The following is a 17,177-nucleotide window of genomic DNA, read 5'->3' as shown; positions in this document are numbered from 1 at the left end:
GGTAGCATTCGGCCAAAGCCAAGCTCGTGGGACCGTCGGTCGCCGAACGTCTGCGCCGGCCGCCTCCCGCGGCTCGTCGGGCGCAGATCACGGCCGAGGGAGGAAATCTATGAACCTTGGCGCGATCGCGTTCTACGCCGTGGCTGCGGCCGCCGTGCTTCTGGGCGTCTGCATGTTGCTCGGAGCCATCTCGGGCCAGATGGCCGAGGGCCTGTCCCTGGTCTTCATCGGCCTGATGGCGGCGCTTTGGGCGCGCGCCAACGGCAAGGCCCTGGGATCCTGACGCTGTAAGGGGGGCGGGGCCCAGGAGCCCCGCCGACCCCAACTGAGCCTTCCTCAGGCGCCGAAGATCCAGCCCGAGGACAGGCTCGACATCTGCACGCCGACCAAAGTCGTGGTCGCGCCGCTGCCCATGGTGATGACCACGTCGCCGCCGACCTGGGCGGTCGTATAGGTCGTGCCCGGATCGAGCTGGATGCGGTCGCCCTCAGCGGCGTTGAAGTCCATGATCTTGTCGGTTCCACCGCCGGCGAAGGCGCGGAAGGTGTCCGCCCCGGCGCCGCCCGTCATGGTGTCGTTGCCGAGGTCCCCGGTCATCCAGTCGTTGCCGTCCTCGCCGTAGAGCACGTCGTCGCCCTGGCCGCCGCGGACCACGTCGTCGCCCGCGCCGCCATAGCCGGTGTCGGAGCCGAGGTTGCCGTTGAGGATGTCGTTGCCGGCGTCGCCGTAGAGTACGTCGCTGTCCTGGCCGCCGGTCACCCAGTCATTGCCGCCGGCGCCGTGCACGGTGTCATTGCCGACGTTGCCGTTGGTGCGGTCGAAATCGTCGCCGCCGTTGATCACGTCATTGCCGTCGCCGCCGGTCATGAAGTTGGCGCCCGGGCCGCCGGTCAGGGTGTCGTTGCCGGTGCCGCCGTCCAGCCGGTCGTCGCCCTCGCGTCCGTCGAGGTTGTCGTCGCCGCTGCCGCCGAGGAGGACGTTGTTCTGCCAATCGCCCTTCAGGTCGTCGTTGAAGGCGCTGCCGGAGATGTTCTCGATCGACTGGTAGGTGTCCTTCCAGGTGCCCGAGTAGATGTCGGCGGCGATGCCGGCGCTGTAGTCGGAATAGTCGGCGGTGTCGTAGCCTTCCCCGCCGCGCAGCACGTCGTGACCGTCGCCGGGCTTGAGGATGTCGTCCCCGGCGCCGCCGTCGAGGGTGTCGTTGCCGCCGCCGCCGACCAGGATGTCGGAGCCGCCGCCGGCGGCGATCGAGTCGTCGCCCGACCGGCCGTCGAGGTAGTTCGCGCCGTCGTCGCCGGTGATCTGGTCGTTGAAGCTCGTGCCGCCGATCTGCTCGATCGAGATCAGATGGTCGGTCCCGCCGTAGCCGTCCTGCACCACGCCGGTGGCGAGGTTGGCGACGATCGCCGCGGGGGCTGCATCGTAGTCGGCCGCGTCGGAGCCCGCGCCGCCGTCGAGGGTGTCGGACCCGCCGAGGCCGACGAGAATGTCGCTGTCCGCCGTCCCGACGAGGGAGTCGGCAGAGGAAGTCCCAGTAATGATCGCCATGTGAGCACCTATCGGAAGCGAGGAGCCCGGGGCGGCGACGCCTATGGCGCCGCTCTCCCAAGGCCGCGCTTCCAAACCGGAAAAGCTCGGCTTTGTTCCTATGGCGACGCTGTCAAAGCAGTCCGAGCGCCTTGAAGCTCGCCACACCGTGGCGGCCGACCACCAGGTGATCGTGCACCTCGATGCGTAGGGATCGCGCCGCGCCGACCACCTGGCGGGTCATGTCGACGTCCGCGCTGGACGGCGTCGGATCCCCGGACGGGTGGTTGTGCACCATTCCGCTAGGGAGATCCAAGCGATTGAACTATTGGATTTTTTCCGGTTGCGATTGAGGGCAGGGGACGTGGTCTGGGGTTGGTTCCGGCGCGCGAGTCCGCTGTGTACCGAGCGCTCACCCGTGCTCACGCCGATTGGTGCGCAATGTGCGTGCTTGGCGCGCGCCGCCGCTTCTAAGCGCCTGAGTTCCCGGGCCGAAATGGCGCCGCAGCGAAACAATCCACGCGCGGTCGCCTCGACGCTGTTGCGGACGGTTACGTTCGGTTGGTTGTCAATGGCGCCTAGCATGGGTCGAGCCTAACACGGCGGCGCCTCGGATCCGGACGCCGTCGGACCGCGACGGCCTGGGGTTACGCATCGCAAGCTTTCCGGCGTCTGCTTCAGTTTGCCGTCCGACCCGGACGTGCGGCGAAATATCGGTGCATTGGTGCGACCTGCGTTTCAGCTAGGCGGTTTGCTCTGGCTGTTTGGGTAGGCGACTTCGGCCTTCAGTCGTTCCTCGGCGACGAGCGCCTCGATCCGCCGACGCTCGTCGGGATCGCTCGTTCGGTCCAGAAGCCGCTTGAAGTGGTCGAGATTGGCCTTTTTCAGTTCAGCGGGCGTCATGGAGCCCTCCTGCGCAAAGCCGATCCTCAGCATAGGCAGGAGGCGCGCAACTCAGCCAGATAGCGAGCTAATTCGACTCCCGGTCCGCAATAGGATGCATAGTCGGCGGAGCCGTGCCCCGGTCTGGCCTATTCCCCAGCCAATCCCGCCGATGTGTGGGCGCCCGTTCAAGTGCTCATCCTTGGAACGGCAGGCCCGCCAGATCGTTCGGTGTTGATCACTGGCTTTCTTTCCGAGGCGCCGGTGGCTGTGGGCCAAGTGCTCTCGCCTCTGATGGGAGGCGGTTCATGCCTCGGTATTTCTTCAACGTCTTGGACGACGCGCTGCCGGATCTTCAGGGCACCGAACTCGCTGGCCTCAACATCGCGCGCGACGAGGCGCTTCGCCTTGCCGGCGCCGTGATAAAGGAGCGTCCTGAGACTTTCTGGAACGCGAAACGATGGTCGATGGAAGTCTGTGACGACGCGGGACTGCTCTTGTTCGCCCTGACCCTTGCCGCGACCGAAATGCCGTCCGCCAAGGTCGTGCCTTACCAAAGGAACCTCGGGGGCCTATAGCCCAAAGCCGGGGCCGCCGCCGCAAGAGCTGGGGGAGCCTACCGTTTCTGACTTCCCAAGGCGTTCAGCAGCCTCGCTGTGTCGGTGAGGTCTCGCGAGATCCTCGACCAGGTGTTCGCAGCATTGCGGCCGGCGGCGTCTCCCGCAAAGTCTGGGCTCGCGAACACGGCCTGCAACTCGGCCAGAAGGCGGGGCTCCCGCGCAGACAGAATTGCGATGAGGGTGCTGAGGAGCCGCTCGGACGCCAGCACCCGCTGCTCAAGTTCCACGACGTCGACATCGTCACGGTTCATCGCAATCTCCGAGCTCTGGAAGTTCCCGCGCCCGAGACATGGTGATGCGTCACGAGGACGGAAAGCCTTCCGGCGCGATCTGCCGGGATCGTGAAACGCCGGCGCGAGAGCGTCAGCGCCGGTCGACCCGCGACCGGCGCCGCCATATGGCTTTGAATCCTGGCATCTACGCTGGGCATCACCATATTCAGGACGCGCCGTCGGTCCTGTGCCGCGAGCCAAGCGGTCGATCATCGCCGACTCGGCGCGTATCTGAGACGAAACATGTCCACGCTCTTCGTAGCGGTTACACCCCTCGCCTTCGGCGGTTTGGCGTTGGCGCTCGCCTGTTCGTCTATCGGCATCGGGGAGCGCAAATGAGCCCCCCCGTCTGCCCATTCGACCTCGAGCGAGAGAACGCGCTCCTGCGGCGGCGGAACGCCCAGCTGCAGTGCGACCTCATGTCCGCCAGGGCGCAGTTCGACCTGCTTTGGCAGAGGGTGGAACGGCTGATTTCCGGCGGCACGCCCTCTGTGTCTCCGAGCGCTTCGAACGCGAGGCGGTAGGGCCATGATCAAGAGCAGGATCCTGGCCCCCGAATATCTTGGGCGCGCTGCGCAGTCTTTCGCGGCGGCCGCGGCCAGCCCTCTGCCTCAAGTACGGTTGAGGCATCAGTTCGCCGCTTCTGTGTGGCTGGACCTCGCCGTCTTCGAGGATCAGCGAACGTCCCACCTCCAGGCTGTGGCCGTGCGGCTGCTTGCCCAGGCCGCGGCGCGTAGGTCGGCGCAGTCTCCGGAGACATCTCCATGCATCACCTGAACTTGCCCGCGGGCGCTTCCGCCCGCTTCAGCGCCACCGCCCGTCCAGAAAGCGGTCATCATCGCTGGGACGTTCGCGTGTTCGACGCCTCCAATGCCGCGCCGCGCCTGGCCTACGGCTCCCACATCGGCGGCCGGGACCTCGACCAGCGGGTCGAGATCCCGCCGCAGGCGATGGACTGTCGCCTGGAGATCCGATCAAGCCATGAGACGGCGACGGGCTGGAGCGACGATCGCGCCACCTGCTTGGACGATACGCCTGACCGGCTGCTGATCGGCTTCTGTGATCCCGCGCGGCCCGGCGCCCAGCGTGACGACGTCCTGCTCGGCTTTGCCTTCAGCAAAGCCGCCGTCGATCAGAAGAAGGAGTGAGTCCATGGCCAAAGGGCAGATGCGATCGAACCGGGAAGCGCGAAAGCCCAAGCAGGCGAAGCCGAAGGCGCCGGCGGCTGTCCGCTCCATCTTCCAGGCGCCTGAGGGGCGCGGCGCAAAGGTCAGCGCGCGCGTGAGTCGCAGAGCCTGAGCGTTCGGTGATCTAGTCGGCGAAGGGGCCGCTGCAACTTGGCAGGGCCATTTCGCCGACCCGGCGCGTCGGGTCGAATTCAGCCGGTGGGACGCAAACTCACTCGCCGAAATGCGGCTCATAGTGTGGTACGCGTTGGTCTCCTGGCGTTATCAGCACCTTCGATCCGCCGCCGTGCCGATCCTGATTTCGAGCGCCGAAGCAGGCGGCACGCACAGCGTCGCCGCGCGTGTGGAATTCGCCATAGAACCTATCGTCGCGCGAGACCTGCCATTTCGCGGATGTCTGAAGGACCCGAAATGTGCATCCCGCTCTGCGGGGGCGGGCGACGTTCACGCGCCACCTCGTTCGGCCACCGTGGCGCGTTCCGAGGCATCGTGAGCCGCCATCAGTTCCGCCCATTCCGCCGGATCGGCGACCATTTGGTGCTCGCCGAGCAGAGGCAGCGTCGCCCTGCTCCCCTCAAGTCGGCCCTTGTCGATCCAGTAGTAGCTGAAACCGTGGACGCTGAGCGCGGAGCCCATCAGGCGTCCGGCGATCGCGGCGGCCGAGGGATCGTCCTGCGCCTGGCACAGGTACTGCTTTCCGGGGCCGGCAGCCTCGCTCTGCCGGATTTCCACTGCCCAATAGCCGGGCATCTGTGAGCGATGGATTCTTTGAGAGATCGTGCTCATCGGAGTGAGCTTTCAGGATCCGGTACAGAGCTACGCTGCGCGCAGCTTGCTGTCCCTGAGGGGCGGTTGGCCACTCTTGATCTTTTTTATTATAGCAGATCGACGCTGAATGATCGCCCAGAATTGTAGAATATATTTTTGAGGTAATCCGGACGTGGTCGGAACTATTCACTGTTTTTGCAGCAGGACCGTCAGCCCCTGCGCGGCTTGCGTCAGCGCGAGGACCTCCTTCTCTCGGAGTTGGTCGATTTTGTCGTGGAGAAGCTCGATCTCGAGCTCGGCCTTGATGTTGATGCGATAGTCGTTCGCCGCTTCCCGGCGGTCGACGTCCTGCTGACGGTTCTGGCTCATCATGATGAAGGGAGCCGCGTAGGCGGCCTGGAACGAGAGCGCGAGGTTCAGCAGGATGAAGGGGTAGGGGTCCCAGTGCTGGATATAGGCGGTGATGTTCAAGGTCACCCACAAGACGAGCGAGGCCGATTGGATGACGATGAAGCAGCAGGACCCCATGGTCGCTGCGACCAGGTCGGCGATTCGCTGGCCAGACGTAAGCGGCGCGACGAGGGCGTTTGGCGCAAGGGCGCGCTGACTTCTGCGCAGGGCTCTCAGCTCGGCCAGCAGCCTGGCTTCTTCGTCGTGCAGTTCATGCCTCAGATGCAGCGCGCCCATGATGTTCGCCTTACGGTAGGTCTCAGGCGCCTGCGGATGACGCCAGCCGCACCTTACCATCTGGCAGACGAGCGGCTCCTACCGCCGATCCGCGCCAGGCGAGCCGCGTCTACCGGGGCGCCTCGAAGACCAGCTCCGCTCGACCGCCCTGACTTTCGATCTCGCGCACCGCCTTTGCGGCGGCGTCCCGGGCCGGACCTTCCGCCAGATAGTCTCCAAGGAACACGTGGTCGCGCGTAACGCGCCAGACGCCTCCGACCGGCGCGGCGCGGATCACCACGGGCGGGTCGGGATTGTTGGCTTTCGCGGCTGGCGTGGTCTTCTGGGGCGTGACTGAGGGCCGATTGGCGGATTTCGCGTCTTGGACGCGCCCGAGCCGCATCACCTCGTGCAGGAAGGCTTCTGCGTAGTCGGCGGTTTCGACGTAGTCGTGTTCGTGGGCGCCACGCCGCGCGCTGGCGAAACGCTCGTGCATTCGGTCCAGAAGGCCGGGCTGGCCTTCCGCCAGCTGAGCCATGAGGGCTTGCAGGATCTGCTCATGCGCCAGAACCCGGCGCTCCAGGTCGGTGTTTTCAACGGGCATTCTGACCTCCTCGGGAACATCACGTCCCTCAGTCGCGGCTCCAACTCGGCCCGCGGATGGCGCGTGCGCGCTGCGCGCCACCTACGAGCGAGCCTCCCCCAATACCTCTCGCCGCTCGGCCTGGACTGAAGCCCACTGGCCATGAATAAGCGACACGGTTGTGCCGGGGTGCGCGTCGGTGACCTGAACACGAGCGCGCAGCTGGGTTGCCAGTGCCGCTATGATGCCGGTCCCAAGTCCCGGGGAGGCGCTCGCCGCGTCCTTGGGCATCCCGATGCCGTTGTCCGTGACCGCCAATTCCCAGTTCGGGCCGTGCGCGTGGTATTCCACCACGATCCTGCCTCGGCGATCGCCGGGAAAGGCGTGTTTCAGCGAGTTGATCACGAGTTCGGTGACGATTAGCCCAAGACTCACGGAGGTCTGCGCGGGAACGGGGCTGGCGTCGGCATTGACCTCCAGGGTCAATCGGTCGCGATCGCGGATCATCGAGGCGCCGATGCTTTCGCAAAGCTGCGTGAAATAGGGGCGAAGGTCGACGTCGCCCAGGCGCGATGCGGCCAACTGCTGCTGCAGAGTAGCGACCGACATGACCCGGCTGTGGGCGTCCCTGAGATAGCTCCGAGCTTCTTCCGACTGCGCGTGGCGCGCGCTCTGGAGGATCACACTGGCGATGATCTGCAGGCTGTTGGCGACCCGGTGCTGGATCTCCTGAAGCAGGATGGCCTTTTCCCGCAGCAGGTCATCCTTCAGCTTGTCGGCAAGTCGCGCGTCGGTGACGTCGGTCACGGAGAGCAGGAGCCGTACGTGCTCTGGGTCGCCATAGTCGAGTTTCCGGGCATTGACCACCAGGTGTCGCGGTTCGACCCGGTCCCCCGTCAGGTCCATCTCATAGGCCTCGACCCGAGCGTCTCCGGCGGCCGTCGCCTTCAGCAACGCCCGCAACTGAGGGACATTCCATTCGCCTGAGCTCAGGTCGAAGAGGGAGCGACCCTCGGCGTCGCCGCGAGCAAGCTGGAAAGCGTCGAAGAAGGATACGCTCGCCGCCACGATGTTGAAGTCGCCGTCGAGGAGGACGAGCGGCGAAGTCGAGGAGCCTACGACGGCCAAGGCCAGGGCGAGGCCGGTATCCGGATCAAGAATGGTGCGGGCAGCCATGGCTGTCCCTTCACATCCGGAGTCTCTCGAAATGAAAGACTTACCCGGGAGAACTCAGATGGTAGGCGCTCCAAGCTCATAGTCACCTTAGCACGCCTCAGGCGTCGCGGCGCGCTTTTGAGCCGTGTATGACGATGCGAAACGAATGCGACGGGTCTCGCCTCTGACTCAGGTCAGCACCATCCATCCGAGGTTTCGTGCGCAACCCGGGCCAGGGTCTTGGTTCTGCCGAAAATCGGGACACCCGCGTAGATGCGCGCAACTATGACGTCGTCGGACTGGAGGTCCGCCTTGACACTGTAGCTCTTGCCGTCGTCCGGATTGTAGAACCAGCCGTCGACCCAGTGATTGGAGCCCGTGGGGCGCAACCCCCAGAGGATGGTCAGTCCGCAGAGTTTACGCCGCCGCAGTGCCGGAACGGGATTCTTCTTGTCGAGGTTGAACTGGCCTTGGGGATCGCGCGGGACCCGCAGCCAGACGACCCGACCGCACATCAGGCCCTCGCACTCGAAGATCTGCACTGCCACCCTGCCGTCCATCAGCCACACGCCCTGCGGCACGGCCGGCTGGGACATGGCGCGCGGCCCGGGGGGAAGGGCGATCGCGGCGACGACAACGGCGATGCGGCCCGTAGTTCTCGGTCGGCCGCGCCGGCGCGGACGCCGTCCTCCTGCTGGGCCTGAGACCAGCGCCGTCGTCGCGATGGGCTCAGAGCGCACGGCGTCCGAACAGCAGATGGTACAGAACGAGCACCACGACCGCGCCCGCCACAGCCACGAACATGCTGTAGAGGTTGAAGCCGGTGACGCCGGCGGCGCCGAAGAAGCGCGTGAAGACGAAACCGCCCACGAACGCGCCCACGACCCCCAGCACGATGTCCGTGACCAGACCCGAGCCGGTCTTGTTGACGAGTTTGCTGGCGATGAAGCCCGCGATGAGACCCAGAACGATCCACCCTATGATCGACATTTCAGCTCTCCTTTGATGTTTCCAAGAGGCGGTATGCCGGGCCGCCGCCTCGGACTGGGCGGCGACGCAATCCTATCGCCAAGATCGCTGTACGCGCTCGCCCCGTGTGAGTGACAAGTGTCCGAGGCCTCCGCATGTCGAATGTCTCCGCCGCCTTACGGCGATCGATGCAGACTATTGGGAAATCCGCGTTAGGCCACCTTGGCGGGGGTCAAGCCCTACGTGCCCCCGCGCATTGATCCGGAGCGGAGATGGGGGCCGGAACGACGCGCGGCGTCTTGCCGGGGCGAGCGCTGGCCCCGCCTTCATCCTCCCACCGCTCGGTGGAAGCATTCTCCGATGGCGGCGCGGGGGTGCGGCGGGGCTCAACGGCGCCTGGCGCGAACCTTTCAACGGGCGATGGACTCATGGTGTCGAACTCCAATACATGCGGCGTAGCCAGCCGCCTGGCGCGGCAAGCTCACTCGCCGAAATGGGGTTCATAGTGGGGAACCCGCTGATCCCCCGGCGCAGCCAGCACCTCGGCCCCGCGGCCGCGGCTGTCCTCTGAACGCGCGCCGAAGCAAGCGCCGCGAACTGCATCGCCGCGGGTGAGGAATTCGCCGTAGAGAGCGCCATCACGCGAGACGCGCCAGACACCGGCCGTCTCCCGGACACGGAACGTGCAGCCGCTCTTGCGCGGGACGCTGACGCTAGTGCTTGCCGTCGCTGGCGGGCGCTCCGCCGCGACGTGTGGTGAACTGTCATCAGGCGTCTTCGACAGAAGAATGTTTTGAGAAATCGTGCTCATCACATGAGCTTTCAGGATCCGGTGCAGAGCTACGCTGCGCGTACCTTTCTGTACCCGAGAGGCGATCCGGCCGCTCTTGATCGGCTTGAGATTAGCATATCGGAGCCGAAAAATCCGATAAATCTTACAAATTCTCTCGCGAAAATCCGCACGAATTCCAGGGACGGGATCACGACTTTTGAAGAAGACCCACCAGACTCTGGACGGCCTGGGTCAGCGCGAGAACCTCCTTGTCGCGAAGCTGGTCGATCTTCTCGTGGAGGAGTTCGATCTCCAGCTCCGCCTTCACGTTGATGTGGTAGTCGTTCGCCGCTTCCCGCCGGTCGACGTCCTGCTGGCGGTTCTGACTCATCATGATGAATGGAGCTGCGTAGGCGGCCTGGAATGAAAGCGCGAGGTTCAGCAGGATGAACGGGTAGGGGTCCCAGTGGCGCACATACGCGGTGATGTTCAGGGTCACCCAAAGGACCAGCAATACCGACTGGATAACGATGAAGCGCCATGATCCCATAGTGGCGGCGACCAGATCGGCGACGCGCTGGCCAGGCGTGAGCATCGTGTTGACGGTGGTCGGATCTGCGGCCCGCTGGCTTCGGCGGAGCGTTCTCAGTTCGCTCAGGAGCCTCGCCTCTTCATCGTGCAATTCGTGCCTCAGACGCAGGGCATCCATGGTCGTTGCCTCCCGGGCGGTCAGCGGCGCTCATTGGCGGACCACAGTAGCACGTTACCATCGAGGGGAGCTTGACGGGCACCTGGCCGCCCAAGCTGACCGCGGCCATATTCGCTCGGTCAAGGGTTGTCGGCCTCGTCCTTCGCGATCAGTGCGTCGAACTCGAGAATGCTGCGCCTGAGATCAGCCATGGCTTCTGCGGAAGTGTTCACCCCGTTCGAACGCAGGATGAGTGCGCCGCTTTCGAACATGTCGAGTTGCTGGATCATCATCTCTCGCAAATCGTGCCAGCGCTGAACGACTTCGGCGTGCGTTTCCATCGGTCAAGCATACAGCTGAGTGTCCCCAAGGGCCACCACGTTGGCCGGCAACAGTCGACCCCCGGGTCGCGGCGGTTGCTTCAGGTGCTGTGGGGCCGAGTGGAGGCTGTTCCGTCTTCATTGGCCCAGCGCTGTTCCTACTCCCGCAGCGACGCTTTTTTCCTCCGCCGCCGGCGGCGTGCTGTCGATGCGGACGCCCGACCGCGCAAAAATTGGTCTGCATCAGCCCAAGCGCCTTCGGGCTGGCATCGAGGTGGCCGAGGCGCGGCGGCTGGTCGAACACATCAATACAACTGTCTGGAGGCGACGACGGTCTTCTAACCAACGCCGCCGCCGCCAAGCCGTCGCTCCTTCATAAGCTGCAGCCCAAGCCCGCGCCGAGGCATGTTCTCTACACTTCCAGCATTGCGCGCATCGCCGATACGACTTGCGTCGGCTGAAAGGGCTTCTGCACCATCAGGCTCTCAGCCACCCCGTGGAGGCCCCATTCATGTCCGCTGTCCCCGGACATGTAGATCACTGGGGTCGTGGGGCTGAGTTCGCGGACGCGCCGCCCGATCTGCCATCCGTCCGGCGCCGCTCCCAGATTGATGTCGGTGACGAGCCCGCGCGGAAAATTGGCGCAGCCATCCAAATAGGCCATCGCTTCGGCGCCGCTTGAGAGCACATAGACCTCGAAGCCTTCGTCGGTAAAGGCGCTTTCGAGAAGGTCTTGGATGAGGATTTCGTCCTCAACGATCAGAACGATAGTTGAGGTGGGCATGGCAGGCCCTTAGCCGCGGGGGCGACATATGAAAGACCATTCCCGCTGGCGGCATAAGGGAACCGTGGCGAATTAGGTTCCACCGAGACAAGCCCTCCGTGGGACGGTCTCGCCCTCGCCCAAGCCGCACCTTGGACAGACGCTGTGCGCGGCCTGGGCCTAAGGCTCGGAAATAGCTGGCAGCCGCCGCTGCGTGCCTGGGATGCCGACGGAGTTGACGACGCTGGCGGCGCACGAATGGAACGCGCACCATTCGGCGGCCGACGGGCGCACGTGGTGGACAGCCCTGGGAAAAAGGAGTCTCTTGGGGGACGCGGTCCCAACCTGCTGGGCTCGGCCTCGCCGTCGCGGAGAGCTCCATGAGCGACAGCCTCACCGACGGACAACTACACGCTTTGCGGAATCTCGCCGCCAAGCGCTCGGGGAAGATCACTGCATTCGTGAATATTGCCGACGCCCGCCACCTCACGGAATTGGGCCTGGCAATTCGCAGCCGTCAGGGATGGGACATCACCGCCGCGGGGCTTGCCTGCATTGCCGTCGCTGATGGACCTGAGATTTGTGGTGGCTCGTCGGGGACGGACCTGCATGGCGCGCCCAGCCAGGAAGGAAATCCAGAATAGGCGTGCGGGTCGGACCGCGCGTGGGTCTCGGCGGCCGGCCGGAAGGAACCTCTTGGAACGTCTGACGCCTGGAGGCTTCCGACGGCGGCGGGCGCCCCATCATGGGGGCGAGAGTTCCTCTCCAGAGGGCGCGGAGACATGAATCACACCCCAGACCTCGCCGAAGTGGAGGAGGAGACGCTCGCGACGGAGCGCCTGCTCGGCGCCTTGATCGCGCGACTGTCAGCGCGCGATCCCCGCCTGCAGGAATATCTGCAAACCATTTTCTCAGACCTCGACTTTGCGTCCGATGAAGCGGGCAGGGCGGCGTCGGAAACATGGGGCGGATCGAAGCGACTTGAACGGCGCCGGCAATCTCGTCGGCGGCCTGCGCAGCCGATCACGCGAATAGGGAGGCGTTTCGGGCGGGGTGGCCGAGGGCCTGGACCTAACCTCTGTTGCGCGCGCTAGAGCAGTCCGAGGGCTTTGAAGCTGGCTGTGCCGTGGCGGGCGACCACCAGGTGATCATGCACCGTGATCCGTAAGGCTCGCGCCGCCTCGACGACCTGCTTGGTCATGTCCACGTCCGCGACGGATGGTGTCGGATCACCCCCTGGATGATTGTGCACCAGGATGATGGCGCTGGCCGAAAGCTCCAGCGCCCGGCGCACCACCTCGCGCGGATAGACCGGCGCGTGGTCCACGGTGCCCCGGTTCATCGTCTCGTCGGCGATGAGCTGGTTCTTCTTGTCGAGGAACAGCACGCGGAACTGTTCTCGCGCCTCGTGCGCCAGGGCGGTCTTCACATAGGCGAGCAGGGCCGACCAGGACGAGATCACCGGCCGTCTGGCCACCGCCTCGCGGCCGCTCCGCAGCGCCACTTCGTGCCCGAGCTTGAGATCCAGGGCGACGCCTTCGCCCACGCCGCGCACGGTCTTCAGTTCCTCGAGGCTCGCGCCCATCACTCCGGCGAGGGAGCCGAAGCGGGCCAGCAGCTGCTTGGCGAGGGGTTTGACGTCGCCGCGCGGGATGGCGCGGAACAGCAGCAGCTCCAGCACCTCATAATCGGGCAGGGCGGCGAGCCCGCCGGCGAGCGCCCGTTCGCGCAGCCGCTCGCGATGACCGAGGTAGTGCGGCGCGTCGGCCTTCGCGGCGGCAGCCTTTCGCGCAGGCGCGGCCGCCGCCCACAGATCCGGCTGACCGGAAGCGTCCTCGAGGCCCCCCGATATGGCGCGCGGCTTGACCATAAGCGCGAGTTGTTCCGCATTTGTTCGACGCTGGCAAGCCCTTGAAATATTCCCCCGCGGCGGTGAACCTGTCGCCCCTATCATGCGTTAAACGCCATCGGGGACTTTCCGAAATCGTCGAGAGACGGGGCGTGAGGGGCGCATGACCGCTGGTATCCGCAAGGCTGCGACAGGAATCGAGGGCTTCGACGAGCTGACGCTCGGCGGCCTGCCGGAGGGACGGCCGACGCTGGTCTGCGGCTCGGCCGGCTGCGGCAAGACCCTGTTCGCGACCACCTTCCTGATCAACGGCGTGCGCGAGTTCGGCGAGCCGGGAGTGTTCGTCACGTTCGAGGAGCGTCCGGGCGACATCGTCGAGAACGTCTCTTCGCTGAACTTCGGCCTCGACGAGCTGGTGGCCGAGGGGCGGATGGCCTTCGAGCACATCGCCATCGACCCGCGCGAACTGGCCGAGGCCGGCGACTACGACCTCGAAGGCCTGTTCCTGAGGCTCGAACTCGCCATCGACTCGGTAGGCGCCAAGCGGATCGTCCTCGACACCATCGAGAGCCTGTTCTCGGCCTTCACCAACCAGGCCGTGCTGCGCGCCGAGATCCGGCGCCTGTTCGACTGGCTGAAGGAGAAGGGCCTCACCGCCGTCATCACCGGCGAGCGCGGCGACGGCGCCCTGACCCGCCAGGGCCTGGAGGAGTACGTCTCCGACTGCGTGATCCTGCTGGACCACCGGGTGAACAACCAGGTCTCGACCCGCCGGCTGCGGATCGTGAAGTACCGGGGCACGGCGCACGGCACCAATGAGTATCCCTTCCTCATCGGCAGCGACGGCTTCAGCGTGCTGCCGGTCAGCGCGCTCGGCCTGACGCACAAGGTCTCCGACGAGCGGATCTCCACGGGCATTCCCGACCTCGACGAGATGCTCAGCGGCGGCGGCTTCCACCGCGGCTCAAGCATCCTGGTCAGCGGCGTGGCCGGCTCGGGCAAGAGCTCGATCGCGGCCTCGTTCCTGGCCGCCACGTGCCAGGCCGGCGAGCGGGCGCTCTACTTCTCGTTCGAGGAGTCGCCGCCGCAGACGGTGCGCAACATGCGCTCCATCGGCATCGACCTGCAGCCGTGCCTCGACTCCGGGCTGCTGCGGATGATCGCCTCGCGGCCGACCTTCTACAGCCTCGAGGCGCACCTGGCGGTGATGCTGCACGAGGTGGCCCGCTTCAAGCCCTCGCTCGTGGTGCTCGACCCGATCTCGGCCTTCATCGACTCCGGCGAGAGCCTTGAAGTCCAGTCGATGCTGCTGCGGGTCATCGACTACCTGAAGTCCAACGGCACGACGGGCGTCTTCACCCACCTGTCGCACGTGCAGGGCGAAGCGAAGACGGAGGCCGGGCTCTCCAGTCTGATGGACGCCTGGATCCTCCTGCTCAACCGCGAGAACAACGGCGAATTCAACCGCGAGCTCTACCTGCTGAAAGCCCGCGGCATCTCGCACTCGAACCAGGTCCGGGAGTTCGTGATGAACGAGCGCGGCATCTCGCTCCTGTCGCCCTATCTCGGCGAGACCGGCGCGCTTACCGGCTCGGCGCGCCGCGCCGAGGAGGCCCGCGAGCGCCGCGAGGAGGCGGCGCGTCGCGAGGAGGTCGAGATGGCCCAGCGCAAGCTAGAGCAGAAGCGCAAGCGCACGCTCGCCCAGATCCAGGCGCTGGAGGCGGAGCTGGCCGCCGACGAACTCGAATACAGCTCGGCCACCGCGGCCGAGACCCGCTTCCGCGAACAGGCGGAATTCGACGTGGCCGAGATGGCCCGGTCCCGGAGGGCCTGAGCGATGACCATCCAAGCCACCACGCCGGCCGGCGGAGAGACCGCCGCCCCCTTGAAGCTCACGCTCTACGTGGCGGGCCAGACGCCCAAGTCGGTGGCCGCGATCCGCAACCTGGAGCGGCTCTGCGCCGAGCACCTCGGTCCAGGCCGCTACCAGATCGACGTGGTCGACCTGCGCTCCTCGCCGCAGCTCGCCCGCGAGCACAACATCGTCGCCATCCCGACCCTGGTCCGCCAGTTGCCGGTGCCGATCCAGAAGATCATCGGCGATCTCTCCGACACCCAGAAGGTGCTGGTCAGCCTTCAGCTGGACACCCTCGCGTGAGCCTCGCCGGCGCCGCCGAGGTCGCCGAGCTTCGCCGCCGCCTCGATGAGGCCGAGGAGACCCTGCGGGCGATCCGCGAGGGCGAGGTGGACGCGCTGGTGGTCCGTGGCGGCGAGGCCGAGCAGGTCTTCCACCTGGTGGGCGGCTCGGAATCCTATCGCGCTTTCATGGAGAGCATGGACCTCGGCGCGGCGGCCCTCGATGAGGACCGTCGGCTGCTCTACGCCAACGCCGCCCTCGCGGCCCTGCTCGGCGAGAGCGCCGAGGGGCTGGCGCAGGGCGGGCTGCAGGACGCGCTCGGGCCCCGGGCCTGGGCCGCCCTCGAGCCGCTGCTGGCCCTCGCCGCCGAGGGGCGGCAGAGCGCTCAGGTGGTGCTCCCGACGAGGGGCGGCCAGCGCCACCTCGTGGTCACCGTGGCGGAGCTGCCGCTGGCCTTCTCCACCGGCTCCGCCCTGACCTTCACCGACGTCACCGAGCGGATCGAGGCGGAAGCCGCGGCCGAGAGCGAGCGCATCGGCGGCGCGATCATGGCGTCGGCCAATGAGGCGGTGGTCGTCTGCGACCGCGACGGCGTCGTCACCCATGCCAACGCCGCGGTGCTGGAGCTGCTGCCGGCCTCGCCCATCGGCCAGCGCTTCGAGGCGGCGTTTCGCCTGACCTTCGCGGCCGGCGCCGGGCCGATGCAGGCCGACGACCTGGTCGTCATCGCCCTGGCCGGGGGCCAGCTGCGCAGCGTCGAGGCCAGTCTCGCCCTCCCCAAGGGAGCGCGCGACCTGCTGGTCAGCGCCGCGCCGCTGCGCCAGGCGGGCGGGGTGGCGGCGGGCTGCATCGTGACCCTGCTCGACCTCACCGAGCGCAAGGCGCTGGAGAAGCGCCAGGCGCTGCTGATGCGCGAGCTAGACCACCGCATGAAGAACATGCTGACGCTCGTGCAGTCGATCAGCACCCGGACCCTCTCCACGGCGCGCGACCTGCGCGACTTCGGCGACCGCTTCACCCAGCGCCTGGCCGCGCTCGCGGCGACGCAGAACCTGCTCGCCGAGAAGGCCTGGCAGGAGGTGACGTTGGAGGAGCTCGTCGCCGCCGAGCTCGCACCCTACGTGGCGCCGCGCAGCGCCCGCATCCGCCTCGAGGGGCTCGGCGTGCAGGTCTCGCGCGACGCGGCGGTCTCGCTCGGCCTCGTGTTCCACGAGCTGGTCACCAACGCGGTGAAGTACGGCGCACTCTCCAACGGGACCGGCCGCGTGATGGTGGACGGCAAGCCGCTCCCCGAAGGCGGCCTCGAGGTCTGCTGGAAGGAGACCGGCGGGCCCGCCGTCCGGCCGCCGGAGAAGCGCGGCTTCGGCCAGACCGTGATCGCCCGCGGGCTCGGTCAGGCCGGGGCAGGCTCGGCCGAGGTCGAGTTCGCGCAGGGCGGCGTGATCTGCTGCATGCGGCTGGCGGCCGACAGCCTCGTCTAGCCGGCCGCCGGCGGCGTCCCCTCTGCGTTGTTCACCGCCGAGATCCAGGTCACCAGGTCCCAGGCGTTGCGGATGGTGATCAGCAGGATGCCCACCAGGCTGGCGCCGATCGCCAGATCCGCGATGCGGGTCGTGCCCCACCACACCGCGCTCGCCGCCGTGGTGAGCGCCAGGTCAGCGGCGAGGGCGGCCACGCCGTAGCACCAAAGGTCCGTCCAGTGCGCGCCGGCGAAGGTCTTGGCGATGGCCAGGTGATAGACGACCCGCGCCGAGGCGACGACGCCGACCAGGCCGGCCGCCCCGACGAGGAGCCCGCCGGTGCGCGGAGAAATGCCGGGAACGGCGGCCAGGGCGCTGATCGACAGGACGAGCGCGAGGTGGAGCACCACCGGCGACATGTAGACGCTCGCCCCGTGCAGGGCGCTGTCGCGGTCACGGCCGCGCGTCAGGGTGGCGACGATGAACAGCAGGCCAATCAGCGCGCCGGCGGCGCCGCCCACGAGCAGATAGAAGCTGTCCCAATGTTCGAACATGGCCT

At 66.6% G+C, this 17,177-nt stretch carries 23 protein-coding genes; 7 read left to right on the top strand and 16 right to left on the bottom strand.

The features are described 5' to 3' along the window. Window positions 1-109 precede the first annotated feature (109 nt). Entirely contained in the window at window positions 110-283 is a 174-nt protein-coding gene (locus DJ017_RS20480; protein WP_165830658.1) for a hypothetical protein, read from the top strand. Window positions 284-336: 53 nt separating this feature from the next. On the opposite strand, the gene DJ017_RS16380 is transcribed toward DJ017_RS20480, so the two are convergent. The 3 genes from DJ017_RS16380 to DJ017_RS20475 all read right to left on the bottom strand — a co-directional run bounded on the left by DJ017_RS16380 (window position 337) and on the right by DJ017_RS20475 (window position 2,430). Further along, window positions 337-1,548 (bottom strand): calcium-binding protein, encoded by a 1,212-nt coding sequence (locus tag DJ017_RS16380; protein ID WP_111529722.1) that lies wholly within the window; start codon window positions 1,546-1,548, stop codon window positions 337-339. A 112-nt stretch (window positions 1,549-1,660) separates the two neighbouring features. Continuing rightward, entirely contained in the window at window positions 1,661-1,843 is a 183-nt protein-coding gene (locus tag DJ017_RS16375; protein WP_319417993.1) for a JAB domain-containing protein, read from the bottom strand. Window positions 1,844-2,265: 422 nt separating this feature from the next. Next, a complete protein-coding gene (locus tag DJ017_RS20475) occupies window positions 2,266-2,430 on the bottom strand; it encodes a hypothetical protein (RefSeq protein ID WP_165830657.1) in 165 nt (54 codons plus the stop codon). Between the two features lie 287 nt (window positions 2,431-2,717). Here DJ017_RS20475 and DJ017_RS16365 point away from each other — a divergent pair, with 287 nt between their 5' ends. Continuing rightward, window positions 2,718-2,987 carry a DUF6894 family protein gene (locus DJ017_RS16365; RefSeq protein WP_111529719.1) on the top strand — a complete coding sequence of 90 codons (270 nt, stop codon included), beginning with the start codon at window positions 2,718-2,720 and terminating at the stop codon, window positions 2,985-2,987. A gap of 38 nt (window positions 2,988-3,025) precedes the next feature. Here DJ017_RS16365 and DJ017_RS16360 read toward each other — a convergent pair whose 3' ends face one another. After that, entirely contained in the window at window positions 3,026-3,280 is a 255-nt protein-coding gene (locus DJ017_RS16360) for a hypothetical protein (RefSeq protein WP_111529718.1), read from the bottom strand. 785 nt (window positions 3,281-4,065) lie between these two features. Here DJ017_RS16360 and DJ017_RS16345 point away from each other — a divergent pair. Continuing rightward, complete coding sequence (locus DJ017_RS16345) at window positions 4,066-4,449, top strand: hypothetical protein (protein ID WP_111529715.1); 384 nt, start codon at window positions 4,066-4,068, stop codon at window positions 4,447-4,449. A gap of 483 nt (window positions 4,450-4,932) precedes the next feature. On the opposite strand, the gene DJ017_RS16340 is transcribed toward DJ017_RS16345, so the two are convergent. The 10 genes from DJ017_RS16340 to DJ017_RS16300 form a co-directional block, all read right to left on the bottom strand. Further along, the gene (locus DJ017_RS16340) at window positions 4,933-5,274 is read right to left on the bottom strand and encodes a hypothetical protein (RefSeq protein ID WP_133255475.1); all 342 of its coding nucleotides are present in this window, start codon (window positions 5,272-5,274) and stop codon (window positions 4,933-4,935) included. Window positions 5,275-5,442: 168 nt separating this feature from the next. Continuing rightward, window positions 5,443-5,943 (bottom strand): DUF1003 domain-containing protein, encoded by a 501-nt coding sequence (locus tag DJ017_RS16335; protein ID WP_111530143.1) that lies wholly within the window; start codon window positions 5,941-5,943, stop codon window positions 5,443-5,445. Window positions 5,944-6,052: 109 nt separating this feature from the next. Next, window positions 6,053-6,526, bottom strand: coding sequence for a hypothetical protein (locus DJ017_RS16330; RefSeq protein ID WP_111529713.1), 474 nt, complete (start codon window positions 6,524-6,526; stop codon window positions 6,053-6,055). Window positions 6,527-6,607: 81 nt separating this feature from the next. Then, window positions 6,608-7,681 carry a sensor histidine kinase gene (locus tag DJ017_RS16325; protein ID WP_111529712.1) on the bottom strand — a complete coding sequence of 358 codons (1,074 nt, stop codon included), beginning with the start codon at window positions 7,679-7,681 and terminating at the stop codon, window positions 6,608-6,610. 173 nt (window positions 7,682-7,854) lie between these two features. Further along, window positions 7,855-8,256 (bottom strand): DUF2147 domain-containing protein, encoded by a 402-nt coding sequence (locus DJ017_RS16320; RefSeq protein ID WP_111529711.1) that lies wholly within the window; start codon window positions 8,254-8,256, stop codon window positions 7,855-7,857. A 133-nt stretch (window positions 8,257-8,389) separates the two neighbouring features. Beyond that, on the bottom strand, window positions 8,390-8,650 hold the full coding sequence (locus tag DJ017_RS16315; protein WP_111529710.1) for a GlsB/YeaQ/YmgE family stress response membrane protein: 261 nt from the start codon (window positions 8,648-8,650) through the stop codon (window positions 8,390-8,392). 460 nt (window positions 8,651-9,110) lie between these two features. Further along, window positions 9,111-9,440: a hypothetical protein gene (locus DJ017_RS20130; RefSeq protein ID WP_133255474.1), complete on the bottom strand. Its 330-nt coding sequence runs from the start codon at window positions 9,438-9,440 to the stop codon at window positions 9,111-9,113. A 169-nt stretch (window positions 9,441-9,609) separates the two neighbouring features. Next, window positions 9,610-10,110, bottom strand: a complete 501-nt coding sequence (locus DJ017_RS16310) for a DUF1003 domain-containing protein (RefSeq protein WP_111529709.1) — start codon at window positions 10,108-10,110, stop codon at window positions 9,610-9,612. A gap of 119 nt (window positions 10,111-10,229) precedes the next feature. After that, on the bottom strand, window positions 10,230-10,430 hold the full coding sequence (locus DJ017_RS16305; RefSeq protein ID WP_111529708.1) for a hypothetical protein: 201 nt from the start codon (window positions 10,428-10,430) through the stop codon (window positions 10,230-10,232). Between the two features lie 391 nt (window positions 10,431-10,821). After that, the gene (locus tag DJ017_RS16300; protein ID WP_111529707.1) at window positions 10,822-11,193 is read right to left on the bottom strand and encodes a response regulator transcription factor; all 372 of its coding nucleotides are present in this window, start codon (window positions 11,191-11,193) and stop codon (window positions 10,822-10,824) included. 359 nt (window positions 11,194-11,552) lie between these two features. Here DJ017_RS16300 and DJ017_RS16295 point away from each other — a divergent pair, with 359 nt between their 5' ends. After that, window positions 11,553-11,816 (top strand): hypothetical protein, encoded by a 264-nt coding sequence (locus tag DJ017_RS16295; RefSeq protein WP_111529706.1) that lies wholly within the window; start codon window positions 11,553-11,555, stop codon window positions 11,814-11,816. Between the two features lie 446 nt (window positions 11,817-12,262). Here the strand turns inward: DJ017_RS16295 and radC are convergent, their stop codons facing one another. Then, window positions 12,263-13,042 (bottom strand): RadC family protein, encoded by a 780-nt coding sequence (gene radC, locus DJ017_RS16290; RefSeq protein WP_111529705.1) that lies wholly within the window; start codon window positions 13,040-13,042, stop codon window positions 12,263-12,265. Between the two features lie 142 nt (window positions 13,043-13,184). On the opposite strand from radC, the gene kaiC reads away from it, so the two are divergent. Genes kaiC through DJ017_RS16275 form a run of 3 tightly spaced genes read left to right on the top strand, consistent with a single transcriptional unit; the run spans window position 13,185 to window position 16,639 of the window. Continuing rightward, complete coding sequence (gene kaiC / locus DJ017_RS16285; protein ID WP_111529704.1) at window positions 13,185-14,855, top strand: circadian clock protein KaiC; 1,671 nt, start codon at window positions 13,185-13,187, stop codon at window positions 14,853-14,855. 3 nt (window positions 14,856-14,858) lie between these two features. Beyond that, on the top strand, window positions 14,859-15,179 hold the full coding sequence (locus DJ017_RS16280; protein ID WP_111529703.1) for a circadian clock KaiB family protein: 321 nt from the start codon (window positions 14,859-14,861) through the stop codon (window positions 15,177-15,179). Continuing rightward, a complete protein-coding gene (locus DJ017_RS16275; protein WP_111529702.1) occupies window positions 15,176-16,639 on the top strand; it encodes an HWE histidine kinase domain-containing protein in 1,464 nt (487 codons plus the stop codon). The genes DJ017_RS16280 and DJ017_RS16275 overlap by 4 nt, the downstream gene beginning before the upstream one ends. On the opposite strand, the gene DJ017_RS16270 is transcribed toward DJ017_RS16275, so the two are convergent. Beyond that, window positions 16,636-17,172, bottom strand: coding sequence for a hypothetical protein (locus tag DJ017_RS16270; RefSeq protein WP_111529701.1), 537 nt, complete (start codon window positions 17,170-17,172; stop codon window positions 16,636-16,638). The two genes, DJ017_RS16275 and DJ017_RS16270, sit on opposite strands and share 4 nt — an antisense overlap. Window positions 17,173-17,177 lie beyond the last annotated feature (5 nt).

The sequence above is a fragment of the Phenylobacterium soli genome, assembly GCF_003254475.1.
GTDB lineage: Bacteria > Pseudomonadota > Alphaproteobacteria > Caulobacterales > Caulobacteraceae > Phenylobacterium > Phenylobacterium soli.
Note: the sequence above shows the minus strand (reverse complement) of the source record. Positions and strands in the feature narration are given on the sequence as shown.